This window comes from Tenericutes bacterium MZ-XQ (genome assembly GCA_002838205.1).
GTDB lineage: Bacteria > Bacillota_I > Bacilli_A > Acholeplasmatales > Acholeplasmataceae > Mariniplasma.
On sequence record CP017950.1, the window covers coordinates 793,885 to 813,242 of the forward strand.

21 protein-coding genes are annotated in these 19,358 nt (G+C 32.1%); 7 read left to right on the forward strand and 14 right to left on the reverse strand.

The window, feature by feature from the left end; genetic code table 11:
• Positions 1–128: 128 nt before the first annotated feature.
• The 6 genes from BK011_03930 to BK011_03955 all read left to right on the forward strand — a co-directional run bounded on the left by BK011_03930 (position 129) and on the right by BK011_03955 (position 5,092).
• The gene (locus tag BK011_03930) at positions 129–1,682 is read left to right on the forward strand and encodes a hypothetical protein (GenBank protein ID AUD64863.1); all 1,554 of its coding nucleotides are present in this window, start codon (positions 129–131) and stop codon (positions 1,680–1,682) included.
• A 105-nt stretch (positions 1,683–1,787) separates the two neighbouring features.
• Complete coding sequence (locus tag BK011_03935) at positions 1,788–2,390, forward strand: superoxide dismutase (GenBank protein ID AUD64864.1); 603 nt, start codon at positions 1,788–1,790, stop codon at positions 2,388–2,390.
• Between the two features lie 133 nt (positions 2,391–2,523).
• A complete protein-coding gene (locus BK011_03940) occupies positions 2,524–2,730 on the forward strand; it encodes a transcriptional regulator (protein ID AUD64865.1) in 207 nt (68 codons plus the stop codon).
• A complete protein-coding gene (locus BK011_03945; protein AUD64866.1) occupies positions 2,727–3,134 on the forward strand; it encodes a hypothetical protein in 408 nt (135 codons plus the stop codon). Before BK011_03940 ends, BK011_03945 begins: the two co-directional genes overlap by 4 nt.
• 13 nt (positions 3,135–3,147) lie before the next feature.
• A complete protein-coding gene (locus tag BK011_03950) occupies positions 3,148–3,927 on the forward strand; it encodes an ABC transporter ATP-binding protein (GenBank protein AUD64867.1) in 780 nt (259 codons plus the stop codon).
• Positions 3,920–5,092: a hypothetical protein gene (locus BK011_03955; GenBank protein ID AUD64868.1), complete on the forward strand. Its 1,173-nt coding sequence runs from the start codon at positions 3,920–3,922 to the stop codon at positions 5,090–5,092. The genes BK011_03950 and BK011_03955 overlap by 8 nt, the downstream gene beginning before the upstream one ends.
• Positions 5,093–5,129: 37 nt before the next feature.
• On the opposite strand, the gene BK011_03960 is transcribed toward BK011_03955, so the two are convergent.
• From BK011_03960 to BK011_03975, 4 genes are all read right to left on the reverse strand, one after another.
• Entirely contained in the window at positions 5,130–6,389 is a 1,260-nt protein-coding gene (locus tag BK011_03960; GenBank protein ID AUD64869.1) for a hypothetical protein, read from the reverse strand.
• Positions 6,390–6,548: 159 nt separating this feature from the next.
• A complete protein-coding gene (locus tag BK011_03965) occupies positions 6,549–7,100 on the reverse strand; it encodes a ribosomal subunit interface protein (protein AUD64870.1) in 552 nt (183 codons plus the stop codon).
• The gene (locus BK011_03970) at positions 7,090–7,476 is read right to left on the reverse strand and encodes a hypothetical protein (protein AUD64871.1); all 387 of its coding nucleotides are present in this window, start codon (positions 7,474–7,476) and stop codon (positions 7,090–7,092) included. Before BK011_03970 ends, BK011_03965 begins: the two co-directional genes overlap by 11 nt.
• Before the next feature lie 40 nt (positions 7,477–7,516).
• A complete protein-coding gene (locus BK011_03975; protein ID AUD64872.1) occupies positions 7,517–9,574 on the reverse strand; it encodes a translation elongation factor G in 2,058 nt (685 codons plus the stop codon).
• A gap of 137 nt (positions 9,575–9,711) precedes the next feature.
• Here BK011_03975 and BK011_03980 point away from each other — a divergent pair, with 137 nt between their 5' ends.
• Positions 9,712–9,960 carry a membrane protein insertion efficiency factor YidD gene (locus BK011_03980; protein ID AUD66142.1) on the forward strand — a complete coding sequence of 83 codons (249 nt, stop codon included), beginning with the start codon at positions 9,712–9,714 and terminating at the stop codon, positions 9,958–9,960.
• 35 nt (positions 9,961–9,995) lie between these two features.
• On the opposite strand, the gene BK011_03985 is transcribed toward BK011_03980, so the two are convergent.
• The 10 genes from BK011_03985 to BK011_04030 form a co-directional block, all read right to left on the reverse strand.
• On the reverse strand, positions 9,996–10,655 hold the full coding sequence (locus BK011_03985) for a hypothetical protein (GenBank protein AUD64873.1): 660 nt from the start codon (positions 10,653–10,655) through the stop codon (positions 9,996–9,998).
• A 124-nt stretch (positions 10,656–10,779) separates the two neighbouring features.
• Entirely contained in the window at positions 10,780–11,418 is a 639-nt protein-coding gene (locus BK011_03990; protein AUD64874.1) for a V-type ATP synthase subunit D, read from the reverse strand.
• Positions 11,411–12,859, reverse strand: a complete 1,449-nt coding sequence (locus tag BK011_03995) for a V-type ATP synthase subunit B (protein ID AUD64875.1) — start codon at positions 12,857–12,859, stop codon at positions 11,411–11,413. The genes BK011_03990 and BK011_03995 overlap by 8 nt, the downstream gene beginning before the upstream one ends.
• A gap of 12 nt (positions 12,860–12,871) precedes the next feature.
• Entirely contained in the window at positions 12,872–14,623 is a 1,752-nt protein-coding gene (locus BK011_04000; protein ID AUD64876.1) for a V-type ATP synthase subunit A, read from the reverse strand.
• Positions 14,624–14,632: 9 nt separating this feature from the next.
• A complete protein-coding gene (locus BK011_04005; protein ID AUD64877.1) occupies positions 14,633–15,238 on the reverse strand; it encodes a hypothetical protein in 606 nt (201 codons plus the stop codon).
• A 10-nt stretch (positions 15,239–15,248) separates the two neighbouring features.
• Positions 15,249–15,557: an ATP synthase subunit F gene (locus BK011_04010; protein ID AUD64878.1), complete on the reverse strand. Its 309-nt coding sequence runs from the start codon at positions 15,555–15,557 to the stop codon at positions 15,249–15,251.
• A 19-nt stretch (positions 15,558–15,576) separates the two neighbouring features.
• On the reverse strand, positions 15,577–16,029 hold the full coding sequence (locus BK011_04015) for an ATPase (protein AUD64879.1): 453 nt from the start codon (positions 16,027–16,029) through the stop codon (positions 15,577–15,579).
• 19 nt (positions 16,030–16,048) lie between these two features.
• Positions 16,049–17,971, reverse strand: a complete 1,923-nt coding sequence (locus BK011_04020; GenBank protein AUD64880.1) for a V-type ATP synthase subunit I — start codon at positions 17,969–17,971, stop codon at positions 16,049–16,051.
• A 10-nt stretch (positions 17,972–17,981) separates the two neighbouring features.
• Complete coding sequence (locus BK011_04025) at positions 17,982–19,019, reverse strand: hypothetical protein (GenBank protein AUD64881.1); 1,038 nt, start codon at positions 19,017–19,019, stop codon at positions 17,982–17,984.
• Between the two features lie 20 nt (positions 19,020–19,039).
• Positions 19,040–19,351 (reverse strand): hypothetical protein, encoded by a 312-nt coding sequence (locus BK011_04030; protein ID AUD64882.1) that lies wholly within the window; start codon positions 19,349–19,351, stop codon positions 19,040–19,042.
• Between the last annotated feature and the right edge of the window lie 7 nt (positions 19,352–19,358).

Sequence of the window (19,358 nt, forward strand, 5' to 3'; positions counted from 1 at the left end):
CCTCCTCTTTTCTATATTTACCCCTTATTATATATGATAAAATGGCTTAAGTAAAGAGAAGTCATGTAATTTTAAAGAAAAAGCGCTTTACATTTTAATTTAATGTTAAAATAGTTATGAGGTGGATTATGATTATAGATGGAGCATTTATACAAAGAGTTGTGAAAGAGCTCGACAAAAAACTTAATAAAGCCAGACTTGAGAAGATTAGTCATGTCACTAGTGAATCCTTTTTATTTCAATTCTATTTCAAGGGTGAAAAACTCAAATTGATTATTGATTTAAATGCTAATTTTTTCTCGACATATTTAACAAGTAAAAAAAATCCAAATAAAGAACATACACAATTTTTATTAACACTAAAAAAACAATTAGAGGGCGGCATTTTAGAGAGCATAGAACAATATCAAACGGATCGTGTTGTTTTATTTCAGTTTACAGTTTATGACTTTATCGATGGTCCCATTCAAAAAACACTTGTTTTTGAAGCCATGGGCAAACATTCAAACTTGATTTTAATCCATGATGGTAAGATTGTTGATACATACAAGAAAATGTTTTTCGAGACTGGAAGACAGTTAATACCCGGAGCTGTATTTGAATTTTTCCCTTCTGATAAAAAGCCTTTTACTTCTATTGACTACACTTTAATTGATTCACCTAAAGCAATATCTCAAAGCTATATGGGAGTATCAATGAAGCTAGCAACCTATTTATTTGAGCATCATATACAAATAGAAGATTTACCTTTTAAGCCTACAAAAGATATTACGAAAAACACAGGTTATTTTTTTGATATTTTTCCAAGTGAACATCAAAAAAAATACTATGATACTTTATCAGAATTATGTGATGATCAAGAAATCATCAATACACAATATAAGCAATCCTATGACCTGTTTATTAAGAAACAACTAGAAAGGTATCTTCGAAAACTTGGTCAACTAGAAATAAGTTTTAACAAGACTAAGGATCAACTCAATGATAAAATTTCAGGTGATTTAATTTATCAATCAGGACAAAATCTTAATCAAAAATTATCAAGTATCGATGTTTATGGTCAAGAGGTTCTTCTTGACCCTACATTATCGCTTAATGAAAATGCTCAAAAATATTTTAAATCTTATCAAAAAGCTAAAAGAGGACTCATTCATATCGAAGAACAAATCAAAGAAACCAGTGATTTGGTTGAATTGTTTAAAGAATTTGAAACATATTTGTCATTTGCCACGCAAGAAGACATCATCGATTTAGAAAATGATCTCATTTTATACGGATATAAGACTAAGAAAAAACAAACATTCAAGAAAAAACAATCTCCAAATATCTTAAAAATTAACGATGATGATGCTGTCTATATTATTGGGAAAAATAGTTTGCAAAATCAATATGTGACACATGAACTAGCTAGACAAGACGATTACTTCTTTCATGTGAAAGATGCACCAGGTAGTCATCTCATTGTTAAAACTCATGCCTTAAATGAAAAGATAATTAGAAAGGCATCTATGCTTGCTGCTTATTTTTCAAGTTTAAGATATTCTTCATCCATTCCTGTTGATTACACACAAATTAAGAATGTAAAGAAAATCCCTAAAGTTCCTGGTTATAAAGTTTTATTAAAAAACCAGAAAACTATGTTCATTGATATCGATGAAGAAAAAGTCAATTCTTATTTATAATTCATTTAATTGCTTTTTATATGATTTTTAATCAATTGAAGCATAAGATTTGAAAATATACATAAAATCATGTAAGATGAAACTATAAAACGAGGAGGAATTTATATGAAATTTGAATTACCAAAACTACCTTATGCTTACGATGCATTAGAACCATTTATTGACGCTAGAACTATGGAAATCCACTATACAAAACATCATCAAGGTTATACAAATAAACTGAATGATGCTTTAGCTAAACATCCAGATTTTGATATGCCACTTGAAAAAGTGCTTGCAGATTTAACTTTAGTACCACAAGACATTCGTGGTGCAGTTCAAAATAATGGTGGAGGTTTTTATAACCACAAGTTATTCTGGACAATTTTAAAAGTAAACAATGGCCAAAAACCAGAAGGTGAGCTTGCTAAAGCTATCGATGCTGCTTTTGGATCATTTGATGCCTTCAAAGAAGCATTCTCAAATGCAGCTGCTACTCGATTTGGTAGTGGTTGGGCTTGGTTAATTGTTACTAAAGAAGGATTAAAAGTTGTGTCTACACCAAATCAAGATACACCACTTGATCAAGGCACACCAATATTAGGATTAGATGTTTGGGAACATGCATATTACTTAAACTATCAAAACCGTCGTCCTGATTATATTTCTGCATTCTTTAATGTAGTCAATTGGGATCAAGTTGCTGAATACTTTAAAGCAGCTAAATAATAATCAAGTAAACTTTAAAAGACTTATCCACAACTGGATAAGTTTTTTTTATAGAAAAATGTAAAGTATGCTTGACATTACGATGAAAGTGTATATAATAGTAATGTAAAGCTTACTTTACAGGGGTGATAAATTGAAAAACAAGTTAGAAGAACTTAGAAAAAACAAACATATCAGCCAAGAGGATCTTGCAAACCATCTAAAAGTTTCTAGACAAACGATTAATTCTCTAGAAAAAGGTAAGTATAATCCTTCTATCCTATTGGCATTTAAGATTGCAATATTTTTTAATCAAAAGATTGAAGACATTTTTACCTATGAAGAGGAGATTGACAAATGAAAAAAAGTTTTGTAAAGCGTTATTTAACGTTTGTTTTATTTATTGGATTATTATCTATATTTACTTTCGCATTAAACTTATACTTAGGTTTTCTCAATGATTATCTAAAAGGATTTACACTTTCCTTTGGTATAACAGTGACTTTATTCTCACTCATCGTCTTAGCAAGTCCTAAATACATAGAAAAAATGAAAGTCAATGAGTCTGATGAGAGAGTAATTATGATTAAAGAAAAACAAATGAGTGCAGGTTACTATTTTCACATCGCATTTAGTACTGTCTTAGTCATCATGTTTGGTTTCTTTGAAGATACATATATACTTTCTGTTGGCATTGCGGCTATGCTTCTCGTAGAAGGCTTATTCCTATTTTTTATGGGATTTATATACAAAAGAAAATACTAATTAAGGAGAAACTATGGAAAAATTATTAGAAGTTAAAGACTTAGTCAAAACGTTTCATTTATCAAAAAAGCAACAAAAGATTCAAAACACAAATATTAAGAAGAAGATTGCCGTAGATCATTTGTCTTTCAGTGCATATCAAGGTGAGATATATGGTCTTTTAGGTCCTAATGGAGCCGGTAAAACAACTACTCTTAGAATTTTGGCTGGTTTGATTAAACCGGATCAAGGCGAAGCAATCATCGATGGTATTTCAGTCACTAAAGATCAAGACTTGGTACACAGCAAGATCGGTTTTCTTACAAGTGAACTGAAACTTGAAGATTTTTTTACACCGAACTACTTGTATGACTATTTTGCTAGGCTGCATCACGTTGATGAAAAAGTTTCACAAGAGAGAAAAGAAAAAATGTTTAAACGATTTGGGATTGATGAATTTCAAGAGGTTAAAATATCAGATTTATCAACAGGAATGAAACAAAAAATATCATTAGTTATTTCGATTGTTCATAACCCAAATATTATCATTTTTGACGAGCCAACGAATGGTCTTGATATCATCACTGCAAAAACAGTCACTGATTTTCTTATTGAACTTAAAAAAGAAGGCAAAACTATTATTTTATCGACACACATCTTCTCACTTGTAGAGAAATTATGTGATCGCGTAGGTATTATCATTGATGGGAAGATGACTTTTGAAGATACCTTATCTAACATCCTGAAAAATCAAGGTATTGAGCCATTATTCTTTGAACTTTACCATGAAAAAAGAGGTGATTTAAATGAGTAAAAATATTTTAACAATTATCAAAAAAGAACTCAGACGTTTTTTTACAGATCGTAGAATGCTTGTATCACTTCTTCTACCTGGTTTACTCATATTTATTTTATACTCTTTCATGGGTGATATGACATCTAGAATAAATAGTGTTGATGAAGATTACATTTACCAAGTTCAAATCATAAACGAACCAAGTGAGCTTACTGATATCAATCATTTCCCTAATCTTCAATTAGACATATCTCATGAAGATACACTTGATGACACTCAATTGGATTTATTATCTGAAAAAGAGATTGACTTAATTATTGTTTATGAAACTGACTTTTACTCAAAAATGCTAGACTATGAAGTTGGTCAAGGGACAGCTCCACTTGTTGAGATTTACTACAACTCAACAAAAACTGAATCTTCATTTCTATATAGTTCATACCTACAAAAATTCAATCAATTAGAGTCACAACTTTCAAACAAGTTTGATATCAACCAAAGAGCAGATACGATTTATAATTTTGCTACTGAAGATGATGTTTCAATCCAAATCATCACCTCTCTACTTCCTTTCTTATTACTCACATTTTTATTTAGTGGTGCTATGAGTATATCTGCAGAATCTATTGCTGGAGAAAAAGAAAGAGGTACAATTGCAACTCTATTAATAACACCAACTAAGAAAAGTGAAATTGCTTTAGGAAAAGTAATTTCATTGAGTATTGTTACATTGGTTAGTGCAGCATCCAGTTTCACTGGACTCATGTTATCCATACCAAAGTTAATGGGAGATCAAAATTTATCAACAAATATGTATAATCTTAACACATATATATTGCTATTTATTGTTATAGTTTCTACAGTATTCATATACGTTGTTTTATTATCCATCATATCTGCTTACTCAAAATCAATCAAAGAAGCTTCTGCATTAGCTGTACCTTTAATGATTATTAATATGCTCGTTGGTATTTCTTCGATGCTAGGTATTTCCAGTGGAAACATTACATCCTATCTCATTCCAGTTTATAACTCTGTACAAAGTATTACTGCAATATTGAGTCTTGAAGTAAATGTAACCCATTTAGTAGTTACTATTATGATAAATCTTGGTGTTGTTATCGTAGGTGTCTTTGGTCTTACAAAAATGTTCAACTCTGAAAAAATTATGTTTAATAGTTAAAAAGAAAAGTCAGTTCACCAATGAACTGACTTATTTTTTATGCTTCTTGGAGTTGTTTTACATCTGTAATAACTGCTTCTTGATGATGTTCTGTAAGTCTTGATTCTCCAACCTTCTCTAAAGTAAACTTAAATATAATAGGTCCAACAATCTCAAAGAATAAGATTCCAGCAAGGACAATTGTTTTAATAAAGATTGCTTCTCCACTTGGGAAGATTGAAGAAACAGCAACTAACATCCCAATCTCAACACCACCTTGTGGAAGCAAACAAAATCCTGTTGCATTTCTAACAACTTTTGGTGATTTTGCCATCACTGCACCTAAGTAGGCACCACCAATCTTACCAATGGTTCTAAAAACTATATATAGCACTGCAATAAATCCTGCACTCTTAAGTACTGATAATGATAATTGTGCACCAGCTAATGTGAAGAATATAATAATAAGTGGTCCACTAAAATTGCTTAATGCAGCACCCTGGATTTCAAATGGTTCTTTTTTAATGAAGTTCGTAAATACCATACCAATCATCATAGGTGTTAAAATCATTGATAAATGATATGTATGAGCGATAAATACTGCTAGTAACACACTAGATAATGAAAAGACTAGATAAGCGATATACTTTTCAGTTTTCGGTAATCTGTGAATAAAGAATCTTGATACAAATCCTAATAATAATCCAAATGCAGATCCAACACCAACAGATAATAAAACTTCAATGACTGGTTCAATCACAGCATTATGAATACTTAATGCTTCATTACCAATGGTTGCAACCGCGATTGCTGTAAATAAACCGAAGATAATGACCCCAAACATATCATCAATACCTACAACTGGAATCACTGTATTTGTTACAGGTCCTTTTGCTCTTAGTTTCTTAACAATAACCATGATTGGTGCAGGTGCAGTTGCTGTTGCAATTGCAGATAAAGTTAGTGCCAACCATAATCTTCCATCAATTAAATAAATGACTCCAAAGACTATTAAAGCTGTTGCGATTGCTTGTACTGAAGTGATCGTTACAATCGACTTACCACTTTTTCTAACCTTTGGCATCCAAAGTTCTGTTCCTATTTGATAGGCAATAATACCTAATACAAAGTTAGTAATAATATCGAAACTTCCCAAAGCTTCAAAACTTAAAACATTAAAAATACTAGGTCCTAAAAATACACCTGCAATAATATAACCAGTAATTTCTGGTACTCTAGCAAGTTCTGCAAGCTTTCCAAACACGAATCCAGCTAGCAAAGTAATTGATAAATAAAACAAAAAAATATATATGTCCATGGTCTCATCATCTCCTTTTATTTAGTGACTTGGACATCAACCGACCTTATTATACGCCTTTAAATGTAATTTTCAAGAAAATGTTACATTTTTTTCATAATAACGTTTTCATAAAAATCTATGCGGAAAATGCATAAAAAAAAGGAAGCTTTCGCTTCCTTAAATGGGTTGTGTTTCGATGATTGCATAATCTCCATCATCTCTTCTATAAACAACATTTGTTTTCTTGCTTTCTTGATCTAAAAACACATAAAAGTCATGTCCTGATAATTCCATTGCTGCTATCGCTTCTTCTGATGTCATTGGTCTTAAATCAATTTTTTTATTTTTAACAAGTTGAGCAGCTAAAATATCTTTTTCTAACTGTTCAGCATCAAACTCTTGACTATATGCTTGTTTAATACCTTCTTTTTCAAGATGATTCTTTAATTTATCTTTGTGTTTTCGAATTTGAGATACCAGTTTATCATTAGCTTTATCGATTGCAGCATACATATCTTCATCAGATACTTCAGCTCTTACAATCGTTTTTCCGGAAAAGACATTAACTTCAACTTTGTGATGATCTTTGTAAACTTTGCATACAACTCTAATTTCATCAACAACTTCTGGTCCAAAAAAGGATACGACCTTTTCAAATCTCTTTTGAGCATATGCTTTAATAGCATGAGTTGGATTAAATCCATTTTTACCTAAGACTTCAAATTTCATAGTAACTCTCCTTTTTTTCTATAATATCATAAAGTGTTAGTAAGTATATATCACCAAGCTTCATTTTGTCAAATAATGTAACCCAATCTTCTGAGATTTTATCAAAGATTAAGATAATTTGATCTTTTCTTTGTCTTAAATACTCAATATAAAATGGTTTATAAAATGACATGTGTGCTAACGGTGATACATGCTCAGATGTTTGGATCAAGCTCAACCATATGACTTCACCTCCATCAACAGGTATCATACTTTTTTTTATGATTAAAGGATACTTTTGATAACAATATTCACATATATGATGTCTCTCTACTTTAAAAATATTAAACAAGCTTCTTCTTGTAGTTATCTTTTTATTACATACCTCACAAAACATAACAAGCCCTCCTAATCATATTAGGCGGGCTTTGTCATTTTTACTTTTTATAAGCTTCGATAATTTTATCGATTAATTGTGCAGGCACTTCATCGTATCTTACAAACTCACGTGTGAAAGAACCGCTACCTTGAGTCATAGCTTTTAAGTCAATAGCATATGAAACGATTTCTGCTTCTGGAACTTCCGCTACTACGACTTGGAATCCATCTGCTTGATTCATACCTAAGACGTGTCCACGGCGTTTACTCATATCGCCCATGACGTCTCCAACATATTGATCTTTAACTGTAACTTCTACTTTAACAATCGGTTCTAAAATTGTTGGTCCACATGTTTTAACTGCATCTTTAAACGCTAATGCTGCAGCTAATTTAAATGAAATTTCATTTGAGTCAACAGGATGATAAGAACCATCATAAAGGGTTGCTTTAACGTTTATCACAGGGAATCCAGCGAGAGGACCATGTTCAAATGTTTCTACTAAACCTTTTTCAACTGCAGGGAAGAAGTTTCTAGGCACAGCGCCACCAAATACATCTTCAGCAAACTCAAATATTTCAGTAGATGGTTCAAAGCGAATCCACACATGTCCAAACTGACCTGCTCCACCAGATTGCTTCTTATGTTTACCTTCTGCTTGAACTGATTTCTTAATTGTTTCTCTATATACAATTTTTTGGTCTTCAATATCGACATCAACTTTAAACATGTTCTTCATACGTTCTAAAACATATTGAAGATGTGTCATACCTTGACCACCTAAAAGTAACTGTGCAGTTTCTTTATTTCTCTTAATCTCAAATGTTGGGTCTTCAATATTAATTCTATGAAGTGCCATAGAGATTTTATCTTCATCGTTCTTATTTTTTGGATGAACAGCTATATAAATAACTGGTGTTGGTTGTTTAACTGGTTCATACATAATTGGATATTTAGGATCAGTTAATGTAAATCCAGTTTCTAAACCTTCCATTTTTGCTACAGCACACATATCTCCAGCATGGAATGTTTGTAGTTCGATTTGTTGTTTACCTTTAATTGCAGATAAATTAGAGATCTTTTTAGTATCTCCTGTGTTTGGAATTAAAACTTCTTGACCAAGTGTTAGAATACCTGAATTCACTTTGATTAAGTTTACAGTACCCAAGAATGGATCTACAACAGTTTTAAAAATATATGCAGAAAATGGTTCGTCATCGTGAGTCAATCGAGTCACTTTTTCTTTTGTCTTTTGATCGATTGCTTCAAGTGGTGTAAGTTCATCTGGTGCAGGTAAATAATCAACAAGCATATTAAATAAAGTTTCGATACCGATTGTTTTTGTTGCACTACCAACGATTACTGGAGTTAATTCACCTTCAATAATGTTGTGATGTAATGTTTCTTTTATTTTTGCGTCAGGAATTTCTTCTCCTGATAAATATAAATCTAATAATTCTTCTGAAGTTTCTGCTACACTTTCAATAATAAGATTATGTAGTTCATCAACTTTTTCTCGTTTTTCTTCCCAAATCTCAGCATCTACACATTTTTCGCCATCATATAATCTAGCTTTCATGTCCACAACGTTGACAAAGCCTTCAAAGTTTTCGTCATGTCCAATTGGCCAAGCAAATGGTACTGCCTTCTTACCTAATTTTTCTCTGATTTCTTCTAATACTTCTTCAAACTTAACATTTTCTTTATCCATCTTATTGATGAATAAGATCGCTGGTATATGACGTTTTCTTATTTCATGCCACACACGTTCAGTACCAACTTCAACACCTTTAGATGCATCAATCATAATGATTGCGCCTTTTACTACTTCAAGTGCTTGATTTAAGTCTCCTACAAACTCATCACTTCCTGGAACATCTAGGAAATTAAGTTTATAGTTTTGCCACTCTGTTGGAATTAAACTTAATGATAAACTTGTAAGCTTATTTTGTTCCTCTACTAAGTAGTCAGAAACAGTGTTTTTACGCTCAACTTCTCCCTTTTTATCAATACCGCCAGATACAAATAATAATGACTCTGACATTGTCGTTTTACCAGTGCCCTGGTGCCCTAAGATGGCTATGTTGCGAATTTCTTTGGTGGTATACTCCTTCATCTTTTACCTCCTGTAATCGTTTTCAGTTTCTATATGTTTATTATAGCATAAAAAATTTAAAGATTATACAGTAAGGAACCCTAAATCGAAAATTTAACATAATCATAGATAAGTGATATAATATGTATGGTGATTTTATGAATAAAACAGCTATAAAGCTTATTGAATGGTATCAAAAAGATATCTCTCCACACTCGAATCATAAATGTAGACATACGCCTACATGTAGTGCATATGCAAAAACAGCTTATCAACGATTCAATTTTGTGAAGGCTTCTTTTTTAACTACAAAAAGAGTTTTAACGTGTAACCCACTATTTAAACCTAAATATGATCCTGTTCCAGAAAAAAAAGAAAGAAAAAAAACAATGTCTGATGCTAAGTAAAGCATGACATTGTTTTTTTCTTTTCATTAATTCATTCATTTATATATTCTTAACTTGTATCGTTTATTAATCACAGCTATCCAAACAATCATATTGAAACAGAAAGTCAACAGCAATATCACATTAAATGCGGTATCTGATAGTCCTTCAATCAGAAAATTCAAACTATATAGCAATAAAGTGATCATTGCTGAGATAAGAATCATGTTTTCTATGGTTAACATCATTTTCTTTAACTGTGGGTAATTATACTCTTTTTTCTCATTAAATCCTGCTAACATGGAATAGTCATTTGTCTTAATTGCATAAGAGAAAATACCAACTATTGTAAGTGTAATCATAAGTAGCATACCTGGCACTATAAAGAATCTTATAAAGCCAAGATGACTAGTAAACGTTAGAACACTCATTAAAATACCTAATGACATACATAAGAAAATAAGCACTTTTGTAATTTTCATAGTTTGTTTTTCTTCAAGAGAAGAAAACACATCCATATTTTCATCCATCATGTCATCTACTTTTATCTCATATATTTCAGCAATCTTTTTCAAATGCTCATAATCTGGAATTGAATCCCCGCTTTCCCATTTTGCTACTGCCTGTCTTGAAATATACATTTTTTCTGCTAGTTTTTGTTGACTATACCCATAATGTAGTCTTAAAGTTTTTAATTTTTCATTTAATTTCATCATAAGCACCTCTTTACTTCTAAGCATATCAAAAACTATGAGGAAAATCTAGGCAACTCGTGGTTGCATCATGCATTTTTTACAAAATAAAAACCTATGTTATAGGTTCTTATTTCAAAACGATATATCATAGGTTATTCTCTAATTGTTTTTTCTTTTTGTCTTGATTGTTTTTGATCACTTTTTGTCTAGTAAATGCTTCACGTTCTTTTTCTTCTAATACTTCAGTAATATACTTAATATTTGCCTGAAATTTAGGAATCACAACGTTTTCTAAGGCATTCGCTCTTTTTTGTGCCTTTCTTATCGCATTGGCGAGTCTATATGCTGCGTTATCAATCTCTGAAAGTTTAACTGTTAAGTCTCTAACTTTTTGAAACATCTTATATGCATAGTCAAACTTCGTATTGGTTGATCCAATACCATAAGTAATCTTTACAGGTTGATATTCATGAGATACTTTTGGGATTTCAACACCCATGACTGATCTATAAGTCACACTTAATCCAGAATCAATGGGGATTGATTTTGCAATGTCAGAAACAATACCTAAAGTGATATTTGCTTCTTGCAATGCTTGATAAGCTTTTGCATAAGTTGTCGATATCTCATCACGAAGCTGTTTAACATCATCAAGCATACTCATCATTTCTCGAATCAAAATATTTCTTTTTCTGTCCATGAGTTCAAAGCCTTTTTTAGCAAGCTCATTAGATTTTTGTAACGTCATCAAATTTCCCTTAGTTGGAAATATTTGATCATTCATAACGTTCATCTCCTCTAAGTTCACGGATGATTGGTTTATTAATGATATCGAATCTTTCTACGGCACGTTGATGATTATAATGGTCTTTTAATAATGCTTCATCGACACGATGCAATTCTTCTTTTGGTAAAACAGATAATAAATCCCATCCTAGATCAAGTGTATCAATAATGTTTCTATTGGTTTCAAATCCTTGATCCAAAAAGTGTTTTTCAAACAATTTACCAAATTCAATATATTGTCTATCAATTGGACTTAACTCATCTTCACCGATAACAGATGCTAGACTTCTTGCATCTTGTACTTGTGCATATGATGCAAAAAGTTGATTAGCAACAGCTGAATGATCACCTCGAGTATATCCATCACCGATGCCGTCTTTCATCAGTCTTGAAAGTGATGGTAGTACACCAACAGGTGGATAAACTCCAACTTGATTTAAATCTCTACTTAATACGATTTGTCCTTCTGTGATATATCCCGTTAAATCAGGTACTGGATGCGTAATATCATCATTAGGCATCGTTAAAATTGGAATTTGAGTCACTGACCCTTTAGCCCCGTTAACAATACCTGCACGCTCATATAAAGATGCTAAATCTGAATATAGATATCCAGGATATCCTTTACGTCCAGGAATTTCACCTTTAGAACTTGAGAACTCGCGTAAAGCTTCACAATACGATGTAACGTCAGTTAGAATGGTTAATACATGCATGTCATGCTTATATGCTAAATATTCTGCTGCAGTTAATGCGAATCTAGGTGTTAGTGTTCTTTCAATAATTGGTTCATTTGAAAGGTTTAAAAACATAATAACCTTATGCATGACTCCAGCTTCTTCAAATTGTCTTCTAAAATAATCAGCTACGTCATTTTTTACACCCATCGCTGCAAACACGATACAAAAATTATCGCCTTCTTCTTCAGCAATCTTAGCTTGTTTAACGATTTGAACAGCAAGTTCATTATGCGGCATACCAGATCCTGAGAAGATTGGTAATTTTTGTCCACGAATAAGTGTTGTCAGTGCATCAATACTTGAAACACCTGTTTGAATATAGTTTCTTGGATAAATTCTTGCTACTGGATTTAATGGATGACCATTAATGTTTCTCGTTTCGTCGATATAAACTTCACCGAGTCCATCAATTGGACGACCTGAACCATTAAAAGTTCTTCCTAAAATTTCTTTAGAAAGTGCCATCTCAACTGGATGTCCTTGAAACTTTGTTTTTGTATTTGTAAGAGAAATATTTTGAGTACCTTCAAAGACTTGAATAGCAACTTTTTTCCCTTCGATTTGAACAACACGACCATATCTTGAAGACTGATTTGATAACTTAATTTCAACCATTTCCTCAAATCCAACACCTTCAACATCATCTAAAAAGATTAAGGGTCCATTAATTTCATCTAACCCTATATATTGGAGATTCAATTCGATCCCTCCTTATTTAATACGTTTGATGATTTTATCAATATTTTTAAAATATTGGTCAAACATCTCTAATTTGTCATTTGGTACATCGTATTTCATTTTAATGACTTGATCAAAAATACCCGTTTCTGTTAATAAGTTCAATGATTTACCTTCATCAACAAAGTTTTTAGCTTTTTGATATAGATATAAAATGACTTCCATCATATGATTTTGTTTTTCTAGTGGAACATAAGTATCATCTTTATGGAAAGCGTTTTGTTGTAGGTAACCATGTCTAATCACTTTACCAATCTCGATCACTAACTTTTGATCATCAGGTAATACATCAGCACCAATAAGTTTAACAATTTCTAATAATTTGTTTTCTTCTGCAAGTAAAGACATAATGCCTTTTCTATTAAGTAAGAATGATGAACCAACATGTTGATCATACCATTTAGACAAATCTAATACATACTCAGAATAACTTGTATTCCAGTTGATTGCTGCATAATGTCTAGCATATGCCAATTGTTTATCTAACGCCCAAAAACTTCTAACAAATCGTTTTGTGTTCTGGGTTACTGGTTCAGAAAAATCTGCACCTTGAGGTGATACAGCACCAATAATGGTTACTGACCCTTCTTTATGATTTAGAGTCTCCATATATCCTGCACGTTCATAAAACTGAGATATACGTGAAGGAAGATAAGCTGGGAATCCTTCTTCTGCAGGCATTTCTTCAAGACGTCCACTAATTTCTCTTAATGCTTCAGCCCATCTTGATGTAGAATCAGCCATAACAGCAACGTGATAACCCATATCACGATAGTATTCTGCAATTGCAACTCCAGTATAGATACTTGCTTCTCTCGCTGCAACCGGCATATTTGATGTATTTGCAATGAGTACTGTTCTTTCTAATAATGGTTTATTGGTGCGTGGATCAATAAGTTCACTAAATTCTTCTAGAACTTGTGTCATCTCATTTCCGCGTTCACCACATCCAACATAAACAATGATATCTGCATCACACCATTTAGCAAACTGGTGTTGCATCATTGTTTTACCAGTTCCAAATCCACCCGGAACAGCAGCTGTTCCACCTTTAGCAATTGGAAAAAGTGTATCGATAACACGTTGTCCACTAATTAAAGGCTTAGAAAGTGTTAAACGTTTTTTTACAGGTCTTGGCGTTTTAATTGGCCATTTTTGACAAAGTGATAATTCATGGATATTTCCATACATATCTTCTGTCTGAACAATCACATCATATAGTTTATATGTACCATCTTTTTTAACATCTACAACTTTACCATCAAATCCTTCTGGTACCATTAAACGATGCTCAATCATTTGTGTTTCTTGGATGGTTGCATATATATCACCAAACTTAATGTGATCACCCTTTTTTACTGTAAGTTTTACATCCCAAGGTTTATGGCGATCAAGTGATTCAACATCACTACCAGTAGGAATATAAATGCCTTCTTTTTCAGCAATATCTTTAAGTGGTCTTTCGATACCATCAAAAATATTGGTCAATAAACCCGGTCCTAGTAATGCTGATATGGGTTCTCCAGTTGAAAATACTGGTTCCCCAGGAATGAGTCCAGTTGTATCCTCATAAACTTGGATAGTTGTTTTATCTTTACTAATAGAAATCACTTCACCAAGAAGCTTTTGTTTTCCTACATATACCATTTCTAGCATTTGAAAAACAGTAGCGTTTTTTACGGTAACAACAGGACCGTTAATCGAATAAATTTGATTGTTTGTCATGGTTACCTCCTATCGTCTGATGAAAAGTTTAGAATTCTTGTAGAACCATGCTTTTCTTTCGTTAAATCTCGTATCTAGTGTTTCATCAACTTCTATTTTATCTGAAGGTATTTCAGCTAAAAAGCCACCTAAGTGGATATGCTGTGAAACTTTAATTTCATAACTTGAAGTCATTGTTTTTTCAATCACTTTAGATATACGCTCATCATTTGGAGAAACATTAAAAATTACTTTTTTGTTTTTTACAAACTGATTGATATCCTCAACTTTTTTTGCCATCAATTGATCATAGTCTTTTGTTTGAATGAAATCACCGAGTTTAAGTAAGACACTTTGATAAATAAAGTTCACCATAAATGTTCTTTCTTTAATTAGTTTTTCATCGAAACCAACACCAATTTGGTTAATTTGATCTTGATACTCAACTTGAAGTTCTCTAAGTGCTTTATTTAACTCAAGATTTTTCTTTAATATGAGCTCTTCTTTGATCTTTTTCATTTCTTTTGCATACAAATAATCGATTTCTTTTCTGAGTTGATCGATTTTTTTGCCTGCTTCTTTTTTAATAGCCTTATCAAAATAACGGTAAAGCTGGTCTTCATTATAATATGCCAATGTCCTCACCTCACAACTTGACGCCTATGGCTTCAGAAACATATCGGTCAATCGCTTCACCAATACCCGCTCCACCATGTCTGTCAGGAATTTCGACAATCAATTGTCTTGATTGGGTCAGTTTCAACTCTGAAATGACACCAGGTGCAAGTTCAACAAGTTTTGTCGTCACTAAAATAACCGCTATTGATGGATCTTCTAGCGCATCTTCTAATGCTCTTAAAAACTCTTTTTTTTCGTGAACTACAACACCGTCAATGCCAACAAGTCTCATACCCACAAGACTATCTGTATTGTCCGATAATAAGAAAAATTTCATAAAAATCCTTCTCTCTAAATTATCCTAAGTTATTAATAATTAAGATTGAAATAAGTAATCCGTAAATCGCAACCCCTTCACCAAGTGCAACGAAAATTAATGATTTACCAAAGTTCTTTTCATTTTCAGAAAATGCCCCAATAGCTGCTGGAGCAGCTGCAGCAACGGCAATACCTGCACCTAAAGCTGACATACCTGTAGCGAGTGCAGCACTTAAAAATCCTAAACCTTGAGCCATGGTTCCAACAATCGATGAAGCCCCAGTATCTTCAGCAGCAAACACTCTAGGGCTAATCACCATTTGCATCACAAGTACAAATACGATGACTGTAAAGAACCCAGCGATATGTGTTATCAATCTACTTTTCGCAGATTTCGCACTAACTTCACCTTTAAACACTTTGATTAGTGGTAAAGTAATTAAAACAACTAATAATAATGGTAATATAATTTCAATTAAATTTAAATACATCTTTCTATTCCTCCAATAATTATAGATTTAAAGCATCAAACGCAACGCCATTACCTTCGTAATAACGAGAAAACATTTCATAAAATTCAAGTCTTAGTACTTGAATACCAACAATCATACCTTCAAGAGCCATTACAAATATGTTACCGAAGATAAGGACCACAATACTTCCCGCTCCTCCGACCATTTCCATCAGGCTCATGACCACTAGCATCATACCAGCATGGGATAGTATAAATCCTCCAACACGCAAGAATGACATTGTATTGGTTACATAAGACAAGACGATTTCAAACAGTTCGAAGAATCCTTCAACAAAGAATCCTCCAAATCCAGTTGGAAACATCTTATGTCCATGGAATTTTCTTTCAATAGGTTCTTTAAAGAAAATGAGTAACATCGGAATACCAATGAAAATTAATATAGTTATTGTGTTAAATACTGGTATCAAAAGTCCCATCTGTAAAACAACACCAACTAGAATAAATCCATATAGCATAAATCCGGCAAGCCCATTATGTGATGCAATCAGTTCTGCATAATGTTTCTTCCTGATTAATGTTATGATATTAAAAATCATTGCAATTAAAATAAGTGTTGCGCCAATACCAATAGCAGTAATCAACAATGTCATTGTAAAATTTGAATCCATGACATGTATTGGTTTCTCAGCAAAACCTAAAGCATGGAACATTGGATTAAGTATCTCTTCATTTCCAAAGACCGAGCCATATATGAGTCCAAAGATCGCAGAGGATAATCCGATTCTCACACCAACTGCACCAAGTCTCATGCCTTTATACTTATAAAGTAACCAGCCGATAAGCATTAGAACAAGTCCTTGTCCTAAATCACCAAACATCATTCCAAAGAGTAATGAATAAGTAATTGCGACAAATGGTGTTGGATCTATATCTTTATATCCAGGTAAACCATACATTTCCACAAACAATCCAAATGGTTTTGAAAACCAGCCATTTTTTAATTTCGTAGGTGGTGTAATACGTTTATCACTATCTGCTTCCTGTACTTCAATCTCAACAGTATCTTTCATATCTTTAAAAGCTGCTTGAACTCTTGAAACATTGTGATCTTCAACGAATCCGGATATTGTGAATTTATCTCCAAGTCCGACAACATATTTTTTTGCTTCAAATGTTCTATTTAAGAACAACAACTCAGACTTTATACAAGAAAGTCGATTGCTACATCCACAAGAGATATCATAAATATCATATTTATAATTATCAATCATCTTTTGTGCTTGTTTAATTTCTTCTTCTAAAGCTTTAGCGGCTTCCTTAGGTCGTCCATGTACAAAATCAGGAATAAATATTCGTTCAAAGAATAATGATGAAAATATATTATCAACTTCACGTTTATACTCATCAGTTGTGTAATACATACACCAGCTATTGTTTGAATCTGTATTAAATGACTTAAATACAAACGGTCGTGATTGGAAAAATCTAAGTTTTTCCACACTGTCATTTGGAAGTCTACCAAACCTAATTGATATAAACTCACATGCAAACAAATCATCAAGTGGAATATCTAAACTTTCAATATGTCTCACTTGAATGAGTGCATCTTTATATTTCCTAATGTGATCCTCTAACTCTTTAATACGATTTACTTCTTCACTTAAACTTTCTTTGATTTGGGACATATAATCATACATTTCACTAAAATCATAATTATAGTCTCTAACCTCAGTATCTGGAAGATTTAAATCATATCTTTTCTCAATATCATCTAACTCTTGTAATAGTGGTTGGCATGGATTTTCAGCAACAAAAGATGTTGAACCATGTACTCGCTCTAAGATTTCACTGGCTAAAACCGGATGAAATTCTCTTAAGTCGACGAATCTTGATAAAACGGGATCTAAATTAGCAGTATTTGAAGTGATATCAATTAGTTTTATTTTTGCTATACCCATTTCATGCCTCCTAATAAATTAACATTTGTTTCATTTCACCTTCACTCACTTGGTATCTAATACCTTCGATAATGTTGGTGATATTTTCTATTTCTATTTCAGCGAGTGTTATGAAAGCTGTATAAACTTTCGGCACCTCTGTTGAAAAATACATAAATTTTTTAGCTAAATCATAACGAATTTGACCTGCATAATATTCGATGTAAACATAATCTTTGTCGCTTGTGAATTTCTGATATTCAGATTTTGCAAGATACTTCAAGATTTCATCTGGATCTTTTAAATCAATCATTTCATCAATTTTCTTTTCTTTCATACGACTATATTTGGTAATCAAAACACCTTTAATCGTTCCCGGATCAGCTTGATAAAACTTTTTCAAACGATATATTTTAGTAATGTTTGCGAGTTCTATTTTCGTTTGATAGATACTCTCTAGATCTTTTTTTAATGATCCACTGTAATGCTTTTCAATACGTCTAAAAGCTTCATCATAGTAATACGCTTCGAGTGCATGTTCAATATCTAAGTATCTAATATTATCTTTGTTTCTTGTATAATAAGGTCTTATAATATCTTCGTAATGTGTATGCTCTAAAGCATCTAAAAGCTCTTCAAAACTTGCTACCTTGATTAATTTTTTCATATCTAATTCGGTGTGCACGTCAAAAAAGTAAGGCAACTTACCTTTTTGATCTTCTGTATCATCAGAAATGAATGTTCTTATAATAGATAAAATAATCTCATGTTCCTGTTTTAAAATATTAAGTTCGTAATATTCTGAGTCTTTTGAATAAACCGTTTTGATCAATTTTATAACTTGATCAAATAAATTTTTTCGTATGAGAGACTCTAAATTTCCACGATGAACTGTAGATTCCGAAACATCTTTTAACACCTCTTGATAATGCGGGTGTTTTTTTAAAAATGATACCAAATCTGGAAGCGAATGAAACTTAATGAGTTTATCATAATCAGAAGGCTTCAGAAATCGTCCATACATAGATTTTGCTTTTGTAATAATTGCATTATTAGACCACGAACTCATATGAATTCACCTTCTTGCTATTATTTAATGCAAGCTTCATAAATTTCTTCAATCCACTTTTCTTTTTGTTCTTTATATAATTTTTGAATCTCTTTTAACATTTTATCGTAGTTGTCTTTTTCTCGTTTTTGTCTTGTTTCTATTTCTTTTTGATATGATTCTTTTCTTTCATCTATAATTTTCTTATTCTCTGCCTCATAAGTTGCTTTAAGTTCATGAGTTTCAGTTTTAAGTAGTTCATCTAAATGATCTTTTTCTTTTTTTAGAGCTTCGATTTTTTCTCTAGCTTCTTTATCTAATCGAATCGTATCTTTAATAATTGAATTGTGCATAATATCA